At 56.6% G+C, this 17,307-nt stretch carries 12 protein-coding genes; 10 read left to right on the top strand and 2 right to left on the bottom strand.

The window, feature by feature from the left end; all coding sequences use genetic code 11:
* Positions 1–46 precede the first annotated feature (46 nt).
* From KF767_03575 to KF767_03550, 6 genes are all read left to right on the top strand, one after another.
* Positions 47–670 (top strand): hypothetical protein, encoded by a 624-nt coding sequence (locus KF767_03575; protein ID MBX3016945.1) that lies wholly within the window; start codon positions 47–49, stop codon positions 668–670.
* A 152-nt stretch (positions 671–822) separates the two neighbouring features.
* Entirely contained in the window at positions 823–2,895 is a 2,073-nt protein-coding gene (locus KF767_03570) for a serine protein kinase (protein ID MBX3016944.1), read from the top strand.
* A gap of 11 nt (positions 2,896–2,906) precedes the next feature.
* Entirely contained in the window at positions 2,907–4,001 is a 1,095-nt protein-coding gene (locus KF767_03565) for a DUF444 family protein (GenBank protein MBX3016943.1), read from the top strand.
* A 4-nt stretch (positions 4,002–4,005) separates the two neighbouring features.
* Positions 4,006–5,529, top strand: coding sequence for a SpoVR family protein (locus KF767_03560; GenBank protein MBX3016942.1), 1,524 nt, complete (start codon positions 4,006–4,008; stop codon positions 5,527–5,529).
* Positions 5,530–5,532: 3 nt separating this feature from the next.
* Complete coding sequence (locus KF767_03555) at positions 5,533–6,303, top strand: hypothetical protein (GenBank protein MBX3016941.1); 771 nt, start codon at positions 5,533–5,535, stop codon at positions 6,301–6,303.
* A complete protein-coding gene (locus KF767_03550; protein ID MBX3016940.1) occupies positions 6,300–7,067 on the top strand; it encodes an MBL fold metallo-hydrolase in 768 nt (255 codons plus the stop codon). Before KF767_03555 ends, KF767_03550 begins: the two co-directional genes overlap by 4 nt.
* Before the next feature lie 4 nt (positions 7,068–7,071).
* Here the strand turns inward: KF767_03550 and KF767_03545 are convergent, their stop codons facing one another.
* Positions 7,072–7,722 carry a M15 family metallopeptidase gene (locus KF767_03545; protein ID MBX3016939.1) on the bottom strand — a complete coding sequence of 217 codons (651 nt, stop codon included), beginning with the start codon at positions 7,720–7,722 and terminating at the stop codon, positions 7,072–7,074.
* Positions 7,723–7,943: 221 nt separating this feature from the next.
* Here KF767_03545 and KF767_03540 point away from each other — a divergent pair, with 221 nt between their 5' ends.
* The 4 genes from KF767_03540 to KF767_03525 all read left to right on the top strand — a co-directional run bounded on the left by KF767_03540 (position 7,944) and on the right by KF767_03525 (position 16,442).
* Positions 7,944–8,555: a hypothetical protein gene (locus KF767_03540; protein ID MBX3016938.1), complete on the top strand. Its 612-nt coding sequence runs from the start codon at positions 7,944–7,946 to the stop codon at positions 8,553–8,555.
* Positions 8,552–14,779, top strand: a complete 6,228-nt coding sequence (locus KF767_03535; protein ID MBX3016937.1) for a tail fiber domain-containing protein — start codon at positions 8,552–8,554, stop codon at positions 14,777–14,779. The genes KF767_03540 and KF767_03535 overlap by 4 nt, the downstream gene beginning before the upstream one ends.
* Positions 14,780–14,805: 26 nt before the next feature.
* A complete protein-coding gene (locus KF767_03530) occupies positions 14,806–15,786 on the top strand; it encodes a DUF1566 domain-containing protein (protein MBX3016936.1) in 981 nt (326 codons plus the stop codon).
* Positions 15,787–16,184: 398 nt separating this feature from the next.
* Complete coding sequence (locus tag KF767_03525) at positions 16,185–16,442, top strand: hypothetical protein (protein MBX3016935.1); 258 nt, start codon at positions 16,185–16,187, stop codon at positions 16,440–16,442.
* A 138-nt stretch (positions 16,443–16,580) separates the two neighbouring features.
* Here KF767_03525 and KF767_03520 read toward each other — a convergent pair whose 3' ends face one another.
* Positions 16,581–17,273 carry a hypothetical protein gene (locus KF767_03520; protein ID MBX3016934.1) on the bottom strand — a complete coding sequence of 231 codons (693 nt, stop codon included), beginning with the start codon at positions 17,271–17,273 and terminating at the stop codon, positions 16,581–16,583.
* Between the last annotated feature and the right edge of the window lie 34 nt (positions 17,274–17,307).

Below are 17,307 nucleotides of genomic sequence, written 5' to 3'. Positions count from 1 at the left end.
CCATTCTATATTGCCCGGTCCACGTGGCTCTGCCAGAATCCCAGGAATGAAAAAGATTACAACCGCATTTCTGCTGCTGACAATCATGGGCTGCGCGAGCCGCGCTCCTTTAAGCGAACAGGAAAAAACGGACGAGAATCTGCGTCAATGGACTTCGAAGGTGGAAGTCTTCGACCGACGTCAGGATCGTAAACACACCATCGAAATGGATTTCTTGGCGATGGGACGTGAGCGCTTGCGCATCGACGTGAACGCGAACTTCGCGGTGGTGCTGGCGGCCGCGGTGGTGAATGACGGCGAGATGACGGCCATCCTTCCGCGGGACAAAAAATATTATAAGGGCTCGGCTAACCGGGCGGCGCTGGCGCGGAGTCTCCGGATGCCGTTGGACCCGGCGTGGATTTCGGCGCTGTTACGCGATCAAGAACTGCGTGGCGACGGTTGGAGCTGTACGCGTGATGGCGGTGGCTTGCTGGCCGAGTGCACGCAGGCGGCGGAGTCTCGAAAAGTGACATGGTCCGACCGTTCGGGGGATTTCAAAAAGGTCTCGATTTCGGACCCGCGCTACGATTTTGAGTTTCGTTTGAAGGAAGTCCCGACGAAGGTCCAGGACGTGAACAAAGCCTTCACGTTGAATGTGCCGCCCAATTACGAATCCGTGAAACCATAAGCCGCGCTTATTCCTGAGCGGCGTTTAAAAACAAGCAAGATCGAGAATTTATCGATCTTCTTTTTCCCTTCTGAGACAGAATTCGGTCATACTGAAACGGAACCCCACGCCGGTCATCGCCGGGGGGTTCCCGTATCGTCGAGGAGGGACCCATGGCGAAAGTGGACTTTCAGTCTCTAGTGCAAAATTGGACACAACAGAGCGGAACTTACCACGCCAACTGGACGGGGAGCTTTGAGGAATACCTCAACCTCGTGAAGGCGAACCCCCGGATCACGCGCAATGCGTTCCAACGCATGTACGACATGATCATGGAAGCGGGTACGGAAGAGTACGTCGACTTCAAAAAGCCGATCATCCGCTACAAATTCTTCGACGATGCGAAGAATAACGGGAAGGACGCCGTCTTCGGGATGGACGTTCCCTTGATGAAACTCGTGAACGTTCTGAAATCGGCGGCGCTCGGTTACGGAACCGAAAAGCGGGTCATCCTTCTACACGGTCCCGTCGGTTCGGCGAAGTCCACGGTCTGCCGTATGCTGAAGAAAGGAATCGAAGAGTACTCGAAGTCCGAAGCGGGCGCGATGTACACCTTCGAATGGATCGATACCAAAGGTGAACTGAACGGTCTGCTGGGTAAGGAAGCGAAAGTCTTCCCGAGCCCCATGCACGAAGAGCCTTTACTGCTGATCCCGGAAGGGATGCGCGCGACGGTCATCGACGATCTGAACCGTGGCCAAGAAGGCGCTTTCCGCGTGAATATCGACGGCGAACTTTCGCCCCCAAGCCGCTTCATCTTCAAACAATTGATGGAGCGTTATAACAACGATCTGGTGAAAGTCCTTTCGCACGTGAAGGTGAAACGTATGGTGCTGTCGGAAGCCGACCGCATCGGGATCGGCACCTTCCAGCCGAAAGATGAAAAGAACCAAGACTCGACGGAGCTGACGGGCGACATCAATTACCGCAAGATCGCCGAGTACGGATCGGATTCGGATCCGCGCGCGTTTAACTTCGACGGTGAATTCAACGTCGCCAACCGCGGAATGATCGAGTTCGTCGAGGTTCTGAAACTCGACGTCGCGTTCCTTTACGATCTTTTGGGCGCCTCGCAGGAACATCGCGTGAAGCCGAAGAAGTTCGCGCAGACGCATATCGATGAAGTCATCATCGGTCACACGAACGAACCCGAGTACCGCCGGCTTCAGGACAACGAATTCATGGAAGCCCTGCGCGACCGTACGGTGAAGATCGACATTCCTTACATCACCAAGTGGAAGGACGAGATCAACATCTACAAGAAGGACTTCAACTCGAAGCGGATTCGCGGCATTTCGATCGCACCGCACACCATCGAGATGGCCGCGATGTGGGCCGTGATGACCCGTTTGGAAAAGCCGAAGAAGGCGAACCTCACGCGTCTGCAAAAACTCAAACTTTATAACGGGAAGACCCTTCCCAGTTACACGGAAGATAACGTCCGCGAGCTTCGCAAGGAAACTCAACGCGAAGGGCTGGAAGGGATCTCTCCCCGTTATATCCAGGACAAGATTTCAAACGCCATCGTGATGGCGCAGCAGAACAACCGCGGTTCGGTGAACCCGTTCATGATCATCAACGAGCTCGAGTCGGGTTTGAAGAACCATTCGTTGCTGGCCAACGAAGAGCTGAAGGCCGAGTACCGTGAGCTCTTGGGCGTCGTTCGCCAAGAATACGAAGAGATCATCAAAGGCGAAGTCCAACGCGCGATCAGCGCCGACGAATCGGCGTTGCAGCGTTTGTGCGCGAACTACATCGACAACGTTAAGGCCTATACGCAGAAGGAGCGCGTCCGTAACTCCTTCACCGGTCAGGACGAGGAACCCGATGATCGCCTGATGCGCTCGATCGAAGAGAAGATCGAGATTCCCGAATCGCGCAAAGACGACTTCCGCCGCGAAATCATGAACTACATCGGCGCGCTGTCTCTTGAAGGGAAGAAGTTCAACTACAAGATGAACGAACGCCTGCACAAGGCCTTGGAGCTGAAGCTGTTCGAAGATCAGAAGGACAGCATCAAGCTGACCTCGCTGGTCAGCTCGGTCGTCGACAAGGATACGCAGGAAAAGATCGATATCGTTAAAACCCGCCTCATTAAAGAGTTCGGTTATGACGAGATCTCGGCCATCGACATTCTCCACTACGTGGCGAGCATCTACGCGCGTGGAGATGTGAAGAACAAATAAGTTGGGGTTACATGTCGATCAAAGAAGATCAGAACCGTTTTCGCGACATCGTTAAAGGGAAGATCAAAGAGAACTTCCGCAAGTATGTCTCGCAAGGCGAGATGATCGGTAAGCGCGAGAACGAGTTCGTCAAAATTCCGCTTCCGCAGATCGACATCCCGAACTTCCGTTACGGGCCGAAGCAAAAAGGCGGCGTCGGGCAGGGTGAAGGCCAGCCCGGCGAAGGCGTCGGCGATCCGGGCGATGGCCAGGGCCAAGCGGGAAGCGATCCCGGCGAGCACATGCTCGAGACCGAGCTGACGATCGACGAGCTCGCGCAGATTCTGGGCGAGAAGCTCGAACTTCCGAATATCCAGCCCAAAGGGCAAAAGAACATCGAAACGACGAAGACCAAGTACTCGGGGCTTGCGCCCGTGGGGCCGGCGGGCCTTCGTCACTTCAAGTCCTCGTACAAAAACGCGTTGAAGCGCTATATTTCGTCGGGCGTCTACAATCCCGACGAGCCCGTGATCGTGCCGATCAAGCGGGATTTCCAGTACCGCAGCTTCAAAACGATCACGAAGCCCATGACCAAAGCGGTCATCATCTACATGATGGACGTTTCGGGCTCCATGGGCGACGAGCAGAAAGAGATCGTGCGTCTGGAAAGCTTCTGGATCAACGCGTGGTTGCGTCGCCATTACAAGGGCCTCGAGACCCGCTTCATCATCCACGATGCGGCGGCGAAAGAGGTCGACGAAAACACGTTCTTCCGCACGAGCGAATCGGGCGGGACCTTGATCAGCTCGGCCTACAAGCTCGCGCAAGAGATCATCGCCACCGATTATCCGCCGAACGAGTGGAACATCTATCCGTTTCACTTTTCGGACGGGGACAACTGGAGCGGCGAGGACACGCGTTTGTGCATCCGTATGCTGCGCGAATTTTTCATCCCGAACTGCAATATGTTCGGTTACGGACAAGTGGAGTCGAAGTACGGCAGCGGTCAGTTCCTGAAGGATCTGCAGAAAGAGTTTCCAGAGGATGATCGCATCATCCTTAGCCAGATCGAGAGTCGCGATAAGATCCTCGATTCGATCAAAGACTTTTTAGGCAAAGGGAAGTGAGCGTATGGGTAATTTGACTCCGGAACTCGAAGCGGAACGAAAAAAGATTCTGGCGATCTCGAAAGAGGTGGGCCTGGATTGTTTCGAAACCATTTTCGAGCTGATTACCTACGATCAAATCAACCAGTTCGCCGCTTACGGCGGATTTCCGGTGCGTTATCCGCACTGGAAATTCGGTATGGAGTACGAGCATCTTTCGAAATCCTACGAGTACGGGCTTTCGAAGATCTACGAAATGGTGATCAATACCGATCCCTGCTATGCCTACCTGATGGAAGGCAATATGCACATGGACCAGAAGCTGGTCATGGCGCACGTTTACGGTCACTGCGACTTCTTCAAGAACAACGTTTGGTTCTCGAAGACCGATCGTAAGATGATGGACACCATGGCGAACCATGCGACCCGCATCCGTCGCTACATGGACCGCTACGGCATCGAGGTCGTCGAGGACTTCATCGACAAGTGCCTCTCGCTCGAGAATCTGATCGACCGCTATTCGGTTTACGCCGACCCGCCGTCCCGGCGCGAAGAGTCCGCCGCGAGCGAAAAACCGCGCGACAGCTTCCTGCTTCGTTACGACCGCGAGTATATGCGCGACTACATCAATCCTCCGGATTTCGTGAGGGAGCAGAAGGCGAAGCTCGCGCAAGCGTCGATGAAGCAGCAGAAATTCCCGGCCGAGCCCCAGCGCGACGTGCTGAAGTTCCTGTTGCAGTACGCGCCTTTGGAAGAATGGCAGCAGGACGTGCTTTCGATCATCCGTAACGAGGCCTACTACTTCGCGCCCCAAGGGATGACGAAGACGATGAACGAAGGTTGGGCGTCTTATTGGCACACGACCCTGATGACCCAGCGGATTTTGACCGACGCCGAGGTGATCGACTACGCCGATCACCATTCGGGTACCGTGGCCATGAGCCCCCAGGGTTACAATCCTTACAAGGTCGGTATCGAGCTTTTCCGCGATATCGAAGAGCGTTGGAACAAAGGACAGTTCGGTCGCGAGTGGGAACAATGCGACGACGTGCGTGAACGCAAACACTGGGACAAAAAGACGATGGAAGGCCGCGAGAAGATCTTCCAGGTGCGGAAGATCTACAACGACGTCACCTTCATCGACGAGTTCCTGACGGAAGACTTCTGCGTCCGCAATAAGCTCTTCGTCTACAAATTCAATAAGAAGACTCAGGCGTTCGAAGTGAACACCCGGGATTTCAAGGCGATCAAAGCTCAGTTGCTTTTCCACATGACGAACTTCGGGCAACCGATCATCCGCGTGGAAGACGCGAACTTTGAAAACCGTGGTGAACTTCTGATGTCGCACATGTGGGAAGGCATCGATCTGCAACCCGACTTCATGACCGAGACGATGAAGAACCTGTACGCGCTCTGGTCGCGGCCGGTGAATCTGACGACGGTGATGGACAACGAGGGGCAGCTTTTCCGCTACGACGGTCAAGAGTTCAAGAACTTCAAGATCGGACCCGAGCGTCCCCCCGAAGAGAAACCGGACGAACAAGACTAGAACGTGAACCTCGAAACCACCACGCCCAACCCCAGTCCCACTCGATTGCGTATCGGCCGTTTCGGCATGTATACGCCATCGTCGGTGGCTTGGGGCTTAGGGACGTTCGGTTTCATTCTGGCGGCCATCTTTTTGGTGCGCATCTACCAGGTCTACAAATATCGTGCGACGGCCGAGGTCATCTCGGAAGAAACCCACCGCGTGGGTGTTCTTTTGGATCGTCACATCGCAAGTTTGATCAAGGACGTCGACGACTGGGTCGTGCAGCGCCCGCGCGAAGCGAAATTCTATCGTTATCCGACGGCGCCGCCGATTCTGGGAATCCGCGCGGTCAGGGTCTACAAATTGACCGGGCTTGTCGGAGAGTGGACCGACGCGGCCACCGAGGGGCAACGCTTCGGCATGGAAACGATCCTGGTGCGCGAGGCGAATACGCGTTTGGTTTCGCTGGGCGGGGATCTGCTCGCGCTGTTCTGGGTTTCGCGTGATCAGTCTAAAATCATGCTCGTTTTCGATCGCGCGAATTTCAATCTGACCTTCACGGTGGCGCCGGAGTTGGCGAACCGCGTTTCCATGGTCGCCGTGAATTCGATGGAACAAGTGCTGTTGAAGACGACGCCGGATCTGGAGTTCGAAGTTTTTCGTGAAAACATGGCCTACCGTTACGATGGACGCGGTTCGATCGAAGTTCGCGACATGGGTAAGGACATTTTCGCTTACCTTTCCATCCCGAGTACGCAGGGTTTGGTGCTGATCGGCCGGTTGCCGCGATGAAGGGATCACGCGGGGGACGCATCGAATTTTTTCCGGTGGTGCCGAAGATCTGGTGCATTCGTCGCCCGTCGTATCTGACGTGTTCTTACGTGGTGGAGATCGACGAGCGTCGGTTGTTCTTCATCGACGCGGGGATGAGCTCCGGCGGCGACGACATCTGGTGCGCCCTGCGCGAACTTCGCCGCAACATGACCGACGTCGCGGGCTGCGTGCTGACACATTGGCATAACGATCATTCCGCGGGCTCACTTCTTCTGCAGAACGAAGCGGGTTGTCCGATCTACTGTCATTCGGCCGAAGGCTCGATGATGATCCGGCCCGTGAATAATGGCTTGGGCGGTCGTTTGAGTCGCTGGATTCCCGAGGAGGGGCCGCTCGTGCTGTTCAAAGGCTTGCTGAACGGCGGTCCGGGCGTGCGCCTGGAGAAGTTCGTCGAAGTCCAAAACGGCGAGCTCTTGCATGATCGGTTTCGTATCGTGCTGACGCCGGGACATACGCCGGGTCATCTGGCGGTCTTCGACGAAAAGACGGGAACTTTATTCGCCGGCGATGCGCTGGCGACGGTGGGCGGTCAGGTGCGGCGTATGTCGCGCCCCGTGACCGAGGATCTGGATGCGGGACAACGTTCGATCGAACGTCTTCTGGAATTGCCCGTGGACACTTTGTGTCCCGGACACCGCGAGCCTTTGGTGGACGCGCGCGCGCCGCTGGACGCTTTCCGTGAGCGGATGCGGACGGGCGAACGCTGGCCGTTGTTCGGCTGATTTTCTATTCCACGATTTTATAGTTTTTGCGGACCTGGTCGCCGGGAAGCGCGTCGAAGTGCCACCATTCGTGCGGCAGCACTTTGTAACCCTGTTTTTCCATGACTTCGCGAAGGAGTTTGCGGTTCGCGACCTGCTTTTCCGAAATCTTCCCTGCCTTCAGAAATTTCTCTTCCAGTTGGGGCTGCGAAAGATCGGTGAAGTCGTCGAACGGCGTTCCCATGTCGAGTTCATTTCCTTGCTCGTCGACGATGGAAAGGTCCACGGCGAATCCGTAGTTGTGCATGCCGCCCTTGTCGGGATTGGCGACGTACTTTTCTTCGGGTGTGCCGACGACGAACGAATAAAGTACGCGCTGAACGCTGCGCGGACGGAGGGCATCGAAGACGATGAGCTTGTAGCCGGGCCGACGTCGGTCGAGTTCTTCGCTGGCGGCCTTCAACATGCCGAACGCTTTTTCGTGCAGGAAGGTCTCTTTGAAGTCGCCGTAGACGTTCTTTTTCATGAAATTGTTGGTCGAGGCGTAGCGGAGGTCGACCACGACCTTCGGTAGCGACTTAAGGTTTCTAAATTCCGCGGGCAGGTTTCGGGGCCATGCGGGCAGGGTCGACATCAAAAGAACTCCGGCGATCAAGCATTGGGCTAAGTGACGCATACTCTGACTGTTTCGCGCGACCCGTCCTGAGTCAATTTGAACCGTATCTTGTTCCGTCCCGGAACGAAGTCCGGCTCAGGCTGACACGCTGAAAGTCCGAGTTTTCGTCGCGTCGGTGGTCGAGTTGAGCGCTTTCACGAAGGTTAAGACTCTAGTCTAAAAAGGGATTTTCCAAATTTTGATGATAAAGAGGACAGCCTCTCATTCCGATAAGTTAGCTGATGAAATGGCAGCTGGCTTTAACCTGCTTGGCGGTATTTTTTGCTTTGGGTTGCACCCAAGGTTCGCCAACCATTTCCGCGACGGAAGAGTTACCCCCCATCATTCTGGATCGTGACACATTCGAAGCGCGTTCGCTCGAGCTCTACGACCTGACGTTCAGCGGCCGCGTTTCCAAACTGGTGAGTTCGCTGGAAGTGAGCATGGACAACGGCGGTTCGTGGATTCCACTCGAGAACACGCCGCAATCCTCTTTCAAAATCGATCTCGCTTCGTGTTCGTCGCATTGCCAATTTTCCTACGACGTCAGCAACGTCGGTCAGCGGTGGTCCCGTTTGATGCAGATGCAGCACGGCGATGAAGTGACGGGCTTGCTTCGTGGTCGTTCGAACTTCGGGCTGACGACGCCGACGATTTTCAAACTCAAACGGGTCGTGCGCGGCTTCTTCGCGGTCGGCTCGATCGGTCTGAATCGCTTGGGCGGCAAGGTGAAAACCCTGTCGGGTGGATTCAGCGTGCAAGGCGGAAAGCTTGAATCGCAACCGATCCGCGCGGCCACGCTGACGGACGGGACCACCTCGGTGCAAATCCAAGTTCAGGGGGTCGTGCAATGATCCGCCTGATCCCGTTGCTTTTGTCCATGTTCACGAGCTTCGCGGTGTTCGCGGCCCCGGCCGAAGATACGCAGATGGTCTACTCGGGGCGTCTGTTCGATTCGAGCGGTCAACCCTATGCCGGCCCGATCAGCGCGCGAATCGAGATCAAGGCGAACACCTGCTATCTTTATCGCAACACGCAATCCGTCACGACCGACATCGACGGCAACTTTTCGATCCGCATCGACGGTGGCGTTTTGCAAAATGCCGATCAGTTCATGGCCGTCGCGAACGTCCAAGACGCGTTGAGCTCGGCGAAAGATGTGGTCGCGACTTGCCGTGATCCGGTGACGGGCGCGGCGACCGGCGGACCTCACACGATTTCGGCTCTGCGTAAACGCGACATCGTGGTCAGCGTGAAGATCGGCTCCGCCGCGTTTGTGGAAGTCGATCGCCAGGAAGTCGAACCCTATTACCAAGCCGTGGACTCGGAAAAATTGGGCGGACGAGTGGCGGAGGATTATCTGACTTACGGTACGCCGGGGACCGCCACGCAGCTGTTGGGCTACGATGTTGGCTTGAAGCAGGCGCTGCCTTTCAACTGTGGTGCGGACGGGGACGTTTTGCAATGGAATCAGAGCACGACCCAGTGGGAGTGCCAGCCCGCGGGCGGTGGCATGACGGGTGCCACGGGTGCTACAGGTGCAACGGGTGAGACCGGTGCTACAGGTGTAACGGGTGCGACGGGTGTAACGGGTGTAACGGGTGCGACGGGTGCGACGGGTGTAACGGGTGCGACGGGTGTAACGGGTGCGACGGGTGAGACCGGTGCTACGGGTGCCACAGGTGCTACGGGTGCCACAGGTGCCACAGGTGCTACGGGTGCCACAGGTGCTACGGGTGCCACAGGTGCTACGGGTGCCACAGGTGCTACGGGTGCCACAGGTGAGACCGGTGCCACAGGTACAGCGGGTGCGACAGGTGCAACAGGTGAGACCGGTGCCACAGGTACAGCGGGTGCGACAGGTGCAACGGGTGCGACAGGTGCAACGGGTGCGACAGGTGCAACGGGTGCGACAGGTGCAACGGGTGCGACAGGTGCAACGGGTGCGACAGGTGCAACGGGTGCGACGGGCGCAACGGGTGCGACAGGCGCAACAGGTGAGACCGGTGCTACAGGTACAGTAGGTGCAACGGGTTCCACAGGTGCGACGGGTTCCACAGGTGCAACGGGTTCCACAGGTGCGACGGGTTCCACAGGTGCAACGGAATCGCCAGGCACGGGTTCCACAGGCGACGGGTCTCCACAGGTGCAACGGGTTCCACAGGTGCAACGGGTTCCACAGGCAACAGGTGCCACAGGTGCAACAGGTGCCACAGGTGCAACGGGTTCCACAGGTGCGACGGGTTCCACAGGTGCAACGGGTTCCACAGGTGCAACGGGTTCCACAGGTGCAACGGGTTCCACAGGTGCAACGGGTTCCACAGGTGCAACGGGTTCCACAGGTGCAACGGGCGCCACAGGTGCCACAGGTGCCACAGGTGCCACAGGTGCCACAGGCTCCACCGGCTCCACCGGAGCTTCTCCCTGGAAACTGAATGCCTCCAATACTTATTATGATGACGGCTGGGTGGGCGTCGGCACGAACAATCCCAACAGTATTTTCGACGTGCAAGCAAACGTTGCGAACGGTCAGGGCATCACGGTCCGCAACAGTTCGAATAACAGTGCTGCGGCCACGGCGATCTTTCTGGGGAACGACAGCCTCGCGACCGCCGCGATTCTCTCGCTGAACAGTTCGAACGCGGTGGGTGGGCTCGGTCCCCACTCCGCGTCGCTCATGACGATGTCCGCCACGGGCCACCTCGGCTTCGGAACGAACAGCCAAGTACGGATGATGATCAATGCCGATGGAAACGTCGGAATCGGCGCCGCTCCTAACGACATCCCGGAGCGATTGACGGTCCGGGGCGCCATCGCGGTTGGAGACACTCATGCCGGCTCGACTTTGATTATCGGCAACGATAACTCGGGATATACGCGAACGAAGTTTTTGAACATCCAAAGTATCGGAAGCTGGGACTTCTCCCACACCGGAACGCCGGAGAAGATTAGCATCCGCATGGGCCGCGAGACCAACCGCAATTATCTGAACATCTATGGTCACTCGGAGAGTTCCGCCTCGGGCACTCCGCTGATACGCCTCGATTCCAATGGCCCGACCTACTTGAACGGCGGCTCGGTGGGAATCGGCATCGGCACCAGCGCACCGTCGGGCCTTCTGCACGTGGCAGGGAAAATCGCGGCCGCCGAGATTTGCGACATCAACGGAAATAACTGTAAAAATCCGAATACGGGCTGGGGCACGGGGGGGTCGGTCACCAGCGTGGGTCTGAGCGCTCCGACGGATATTTTCGACGTTGGCAATTCGCCGATTGTGAATTCGGGCGACCTTTCTTTGACTCTGAAATCGCAGACGCACAACTATGTGTTCGCGGCGCCGCAAGGAACGTCCGGCGTTCCGTCCTTCCGTGCGCTGGCCGCAACGGATATTCCGAATCTCAGCGCGGAGAAAATCACCTCGGGGACTCTGGGGCTGCAGTTCGGCGGAACGGGGCTCGATCTTTCGAGTATCGGCATTGGCCAGGTGATGATGGGGATTGGCTCTGGAACGTTGGGCACGATGCCACTCACGTCGAGTAACGGAATTGAGTTGGATCTTGGCGCGGGGGTTTTCTCGATCTCGACAAACGCAGCCACGAATAATGTGAATAACACCCTGGTCATGCGCGACGGATCGGGAAATATCTTTGCGTCTTCGTTCAACGGAACGGGGGCTTATGTTGAAGACATCTATTTGAAAGGTGCGAGTTCCGGCGCCATTCATTTCCGCGCGCCGAATTCTTTCACGGATTACCAAATGATTTGGCCTGCCGCGAATGGATCCGCGGGCTCGTATCTGCGGACCGATGGTTCGGGCAATTTGTCATGGGGAAGCGTCGGCGCGGATGTCGCCGTTCATTTGCGGACTCCCGGTATTTTTGCGGTGAGCTCGGGAACGATCGCTTCGGGTGGAACGTTGGGATTCGATTTGGCGGCTCAGTCGGCGCGGTCCGTGCTGGCGGGACCGCTTACGGGCAGCACGGCGCCCACGTTCCGCGCGCTCGAAACGGACGATATCGTCAGCGGCGTATTCGGGATCTCGCGCGGGGGAACGGGTTGGTCCACCGCGCCCGGTGACGGACAAATCTTCATCGGTAGTAGCGGAACACTTGCGAAAGCGACTTTGACGGCGGGCGCGGGCATATCCATTGCGTCGACCGCGGGCTCGATCAATATCTCGACGACCATGGGGACCTTGGGTTGGCTGCAAGGCGGAAATTCCTTTGGTGCGACGGGCACGCTCGGGACGAACGACAACCGAAATCTGGTTTTCAAAACGAATAATCTACCGCGGATGCATTTGAGTTCATCGGGTAAGATCGGGATCGGAACGCAAAGTCCCGAAGGTAATCTGCATCTGGAAGCGACTGACGACAGTCCGTCGATCTACTTGCGTAACAATTCCTCGACCTCGGAGAAATATCCGAACGTCCGCGTGGACAATTATAAGGGAAGTGTCGCCGGTTTGACCGGTGGTGCGGCCGTCATTTTGGGTAGCGCGCGCGGCAACGTTTCGAGTCCGGCGGCGGTGAAAAAGGATGATCTCCTTGGCGTTGTCGATTTCCTTGGATCCGCGAGCAGCACGGTCGGCGATTGGAGTAAGGCGGGAGTTGTGATGTTCATGGCCGAGGACGATTGGACCTCGACCTCGAGTCCGGGGTTCTTCTCGGTGTACACGACCCCGGCCGGAACCCGCTCGGAAGTTGAGCGGATGCGCGTGACCGGAAGCGGGAACGTCGGTATCGGCACCTTTGCGCCCTCCGGAAGATTGCACGTAGCGGGAGGCGAAATCGTCGCGGGCCCCGTCGCGGCGGGAGCGGGGAACTCAGGTCGTCTGCAATTGCGTGAACTCGCGACAAACGGAACAAACGGTGTTTCGCTTCGAGCGTCGGACGCGATGGCCGCGAACTACACACTGACTTTGCCGAGCGCGGTGGGCGCGAACGGTCAGTTCCTGGCGACGGACGCCTCGGGGAATCTGTCATGGGCTCCTAATCCCATTCAAACTCCGGCAGGATCGAACGGGCAGTTGCAGTTCAATTCTAACGGGACATTGGGGGCGAGCAACGGGCTGAGCTGGAGCGATACAAATAACCGGCTCACGATTTCCAGTGTCGATCATCAAATCGTGCTGAAGTCCGCATCGGACGCAAATTGGGCGGAAACCGTCTATTTGAATTCGTCGGGCACCGAGGTCGGCGCGATTGGCTATGGTGATGTTAACGTCCCGATCGTGAAATCGCGGAACATAGTGTTCATGGATACGTACAATAACGCGACGGCTTTACGTCTGGGTACCGACCAGAAGGAGCGGCTGCGAATCCAGGGAACGGGCGAAATTCAAATCGCTGCAGATGGGTCGAACACGGGACAACTTCGCTTCATGGACGCCGATGAATCGAATTACGTGACTTTAAGAGCGCCCAACACCATCGCGACCAACGTTTCTTTCGTGTTACCGGCAACAAGTGGTCTGACCGGCCAGGTTTTGCAGACGAACGGGAGTGGCGTTTTGAGTTGGACCACCGCCGCAGCTGGAGATTTCCGGCGCGACGGAAGCGTAGCGATGACGGGAGTTCTGACGGCCGCAACGGGATCCGTGACGGCGCCAAGCATACGTTTCGCGCCGGATAACAATACGGGATTTTATCATACCGGTACGTCGCATACGCTCGGCTTCAGCGCGAACGGAGTGAGTAAATTTCTGTTCGATCACAACGGACTTTACTCACCGCTAATGTCTGGTCCCATGGTTCGCTCGGAGAGTTTGGGGCCGGCGACGCCCGCCTTTACATTTCAAGGAAATAGCCTGACGGGAATGTATAGCCCAAGCACGGGCGTGACGGCCTTCTCGAGTGAGGGAGTCATGCGCTTTGCGATCAAGCCGCTGTCCATCCATATTCCGGCGGGGACTTTGCAAACCGTCGGGCCGGTGGCGGGCGACATCGCGATTGATTCCGCCGATGGAAACAATCTGAAATTCTACACGGGAACTGTTTGGAAGAGCGCCGGCTTAGTCCGATTTAGCGAAACATATTCTGACTTGGTACCTAATGACACGGTCCCCGCGGCGGGATTGGTCGCGAACGGGGCACCCGTCAATATCGATGTTGCGATCACACCGAAAGGCAATGGTGCCTTGCTCGCGCAAGCTTCGAACAATGCGAGTAGTGGTGGGAATAAGCGGGGAATGAAGGCCGTCGACTTTCAACTTGTACGCGGAAGCGCGGCTCAGGTCGCCAGCGGAAACTACTCTACCATCGTTGGCGGTCTGCAGAACACGGCTTCCGGTTACGCGGCCACGGTTGCCGGTGGACACAGCAACTCCGCTGTGGGGCAATACTCGATCGTGGCCGGCGGGATGGCGGGACAGGGGAATGGGAGCTATTCCTTCGTCGCCGGCGGTCAAGGAAACGTTGCGGATGGTGATAATTCCTTCGCCGCGAATTTTGCCTCCAAGGCCAGCACGTTTTCTCAGTCCACTTTCGGTCGTTATAATATCGACATACTCGGAAACGCGACCACCTGGGTTGCAACGGATCCGCTTTTTGTCATTGGAAATGGGAGCGGTGCTGGATCCCGAAGCAACGCGGTGACGATCTTCAAGAACGGGAATGTTGATATCGGATCGGCCGCTCCCGATCCCAGTGGTGAAAAATTGAGTGTCGCGGGCAATGTGAAAGCGGTCGCCTTCATCTCGACCTCGGATGAACGGATGAAGATGGATATCCATCCCGCTCCCGGCTTGTCGGCGATTCGCCAGTTGGCCGGTAAGCAATACCGCTGGCGCTCAAACGGCGACGGTGACGCCGGAGTGATCGCGCAGGAAGTGGAGCGCGTATTCCCGGATGCCGTGCGGACGGATGCAAATGGCTACAAGGCCGTGAAGTACAACTATCTGCTCGCGCCCTTGATCGAAGCGGTGAAAGAACTCGACGTCCGTTGCGAAATCTCGCGCGAACAGCTGGAGCGCCGTATTTCGGATCTTGAGTCGAAGAACCATTCGCTTGAAGAAAAGAATCGTCAACTCGAGGAGCGTCTGCTGCGCCTGGAGCGCGCGGCGGGTCTTGCGGAATGATTCCGTGGCGGTGGTTATTCGTTTTGATGATGATCCCGGGAATCGCTGAGGCGGCCTGCACGAGCCCCGTGGGCAAGCGCGGCCAGTTTCAAGTGTATGGCGGAAAGCTGAAACTCTGCGACGGAACGAATTGGCACAATGAAACCGCCAGTTCCGTTCAAGGAACCTGCGGGACTGAAGGCCTAATTTCTCGAGTCGGCAATGAACTCTTTTATTGTACCGGCGGCACGAATTGGCGGGTGGACGGCACTGCGGGAGCCGCCTGCAACGCGGCCGAAGCAGGAATGATTCGTTTTGACGATACTGCGGGAGTGCTCCGGTTCTGTGGAGGGACGTCATGGATGGTTGTTGCGAACGGCGCCGCCAGTGATCCATGCACGGTTCCGAATGCCCCGATAGGGACTCTTTGTGCAGATAACACGATTTACGCGGGCCGATTCAAGCATTCGTCGGAAACGGATTGGTATGACTATTTCATTACGCCCGCGGGCTGTACAGACAGTACGACTTGTCCCGGCGGAACTGACGGAACTCCTCAAAAAATGGTATGGTCAAGTCCGGCGATCAGTCCCGTAGGAATTGAAACGGTGAGCTCGATATCCACCAAGTCGCTGAGATCAGGTTCAGAATACGATTCGATCGCGGCGGGGGATTCTGGTCTCACGGCTCTACGTTATTGCTATCAGATGGCATTTGGAGGTCATACAGACTGGTTTTTGCCATCGAAATCAGAGCTGACCTACCTGTACTGTAAAGCGGCCGGAGGCAGTCATAATGCTTCGAACCCTCAGTCTGAGGTCAATTGTGTCGGGGTAGGGGGTCGAGAGAGCATATTGCCAGGTTTCATCACTGCGAGCTCGAGTTACAACTATTGGTCCTCGACTCAGGCTACGGCATCAAATGCCTGGGCGCTTTCGTTTAACAACGGCAGTGAAACAAGTGCGGGTAAAACAAGTACGGCAAATTTTCATGTGCGTTGTACTCGACGTACGCTGGCTCCTCCTTGAACGTGAGTCCTAGACGTCTCAACTTCAGGCGTTAGAGCTTCAACCGCTTGCGTCTCAATCTGAAAAATCCAATTTAAAACAATTGATTGCATTGAATTGTCGAAAAAAAGCTGACACCCGTCAGACTATGGTGACTCGTCTGTAGTCACTTCTTGCCGATGTCGAACGTGTTGGGGGGTGGCAGATGGCCCGCGAATTGAAATAGGGAAAGGCATCAACAAACAAGGGAGCCTTTAATGAAACTCGCGAAACTTGCCTTCATCGCCGCAGCAACCCTGATTTCGACTAGTGCATTCGCCGCTAATCTCAATGTGAAATGTTATAAAGGCCTCATCTTCAGCAACAGCACGCTGCCGATCGTGAGTTTTGAAATTGCGAACAATAAATCAAACAGACTCATGTCTGACATCAATGAGTCGCGTTCGTCCTCAGACAATGAGGTGTTTCCCGCTTACCTCGTTTCGCAGTATAAGTATCAGCCTCTGGAAATTCTCGTCGAGATCGACGACGGTTCCTCGGACGGTAACGTCGTCGCCACACTCCAAGGCCTCTACGCCGGTAAAAAATCGGGTGAAAAAGCTCGTTACCTCGGCGCGTACCAACGCCACGATGCGGGTCGCAAGCTCTCGACCATCGTGACCTGCGTGGTTAAGTAATCCGTTCTGCCTTTTCCCTTGTTGTGATCCGCGGGAGGCGGTTGCGAGCCCCTCCCGTCGATTAAAGCACAGGGTGACTTCTCTTCTCTGCTTGAACCGGTACGTTTCTCATCAAGCAAACCTTCTCGAACTCGCAGCCTAAGGTCCCGCCGTGAAAGTACTCGAAGCGGCGCAAGCACCTAAATACACCGACTGAGCCTTCGCTACCGTCACTCCCAAGAGTCCCGCCATGCGACTCATCACGGGAAATTTATTCGCCTCGCTTAAAGACTGACGTTCCGATTCGGACAGGAGCTGCGCGCGCAGATCGCGTGTCACCGTGCCCGCGACGTTTCCGTCATGCGAGTAATACTCGATCAAATCCGTGTTCACACCCACCACCTGATTGCAGCGGTAGGAGTCCACCAGGACGCGCGCCACGCGACGGGTTTCGCCCGTGATCGTCCACTTCGTCGGCTCGTAAGAGACCAAGACCAGATGAACGGGATCGCTTCCCACCGGGACGTTGATCGTCATGGCGCCCGCGCGGTTGTTCGCGTGGGAGGCGCTGGCGTCCGTTTGGTAGATGCCGAAGATGTAAAGCTGCGGCTGTCCCGCCGTCACCGTTCCGGTCGCGGTTGAAACCGTATAGCCGCCCGTACAAACGGGCGAGGTCACCGCGCTCATGGCGTAACTGTCCGTGCACGCCTCGCCGCGGGGTAAAGCCTGTCCGTTCTGAAAAGGGGAACTGGAGTCGGTGTCGCCGGTCTTCGCGCAGTTCTGGAACGCGAAAGTCAAAACCACCAAAAAAACGCCGATCATGGCGGCGATCGAACCTTGGTGAATCTTCATGATGTCCCCCTCTGCGAGATTTCAAACGAAAATC

Source organism: Pseudobdellovibrionaceae bacterium, assembly GCA_019637875.1.
Classification (GTDB): domain Bacteria; phylum Bdellovibrionota; class Bdellovibrionia; order Bdellovibrionales; family Bdellovibrionaceae; genus JAHBUW01.
This window is presented reverse-complemented; position numbering and strand designations above follow the sequence as displayed.

What these genes read in the sequence shown, in the direction of transcription:
- KF767_03575 (MBX3016945.1), top strand. Translation starts at nt 47, where the DNA reads ATGAAAAAGATTACAACCGCATTTCTGCTGCTGACAATCATGGGCTGC.
- KF767_03570 (MBX3016944.1), top strand. Translation starts at nt 823, where the DNA reads ATGGCGAAAGTGGACTTTCAGTCTCTAGTGCAAAATTGGACACAACAG.
- KF767_03565 (MBX3016943.1), top strand. Translation starts at nt 2,907, where the DNA reads ATGTCGATCAAAGAAGATCAGAACCGTTTTCGCGACATCGTTAAAGGG.
- KF767_03560 (MBX3016942.1), top strand. Translation starts at nt 4,006, where the DNA reads ATGGGTAATTTGACTCCGGAACTCGAAGCGGAACGAAAAAAGATTCTG.
- KF767_03550 (MBX3016940.1), top strand. Translation starts at nt 6,300, where the DNA reads ATGAAGGGATCACGCGGGGGACGCATCGAATTTTTTCCGGTGGTGCCG.
- KF767_03545 (MBX3016939.1), bottom strand. Translation starts at nt 7,722, where the DNA reads ATGCGTCACTTAGCCCAATGCTTGATCGCCGGAGTTCTTTTGATGTCG.
- KF767_03540 (MBX3016938.1), top strand. Translation starts at nt 7,944, where the DNA reads ATGAAATGGCAGCTGGCTTTAACCTGCTTGGCGGTATTTTTTGCTTTG.
- KF767_03535 (MBX3016937.1), top strand. Translation starts at nt 8,552, where the DNA reads ATGATCCGCCTGATCCCGTTGCTTTTGTCCATGTTCACGAGCTTCGCG.
- KF767_03530 (MBX3016936.1), top strand. Translation starts at nt 14,806, where the DNA reads ATGATGATCCCGGGAATCGCTGAGGCGGCCTGCACGAGCCCCGTGGGC.
- KF767_03525 (MBX3016935.1), top strand. Translation starts at nt 16,185, where the DNA reads ATGTCTGACATCAATGAGTCGCGTTCGTCCTCAGACAATGAGGTGTTT.
- KF767_03520 (MBX3016934.1), bottom strand. Translation starts at nt 17,273, where the DNA reads ATGAAGATTCACCAAGGTTCGATCGCCGCCATGATCGGCGTTTTTTTG.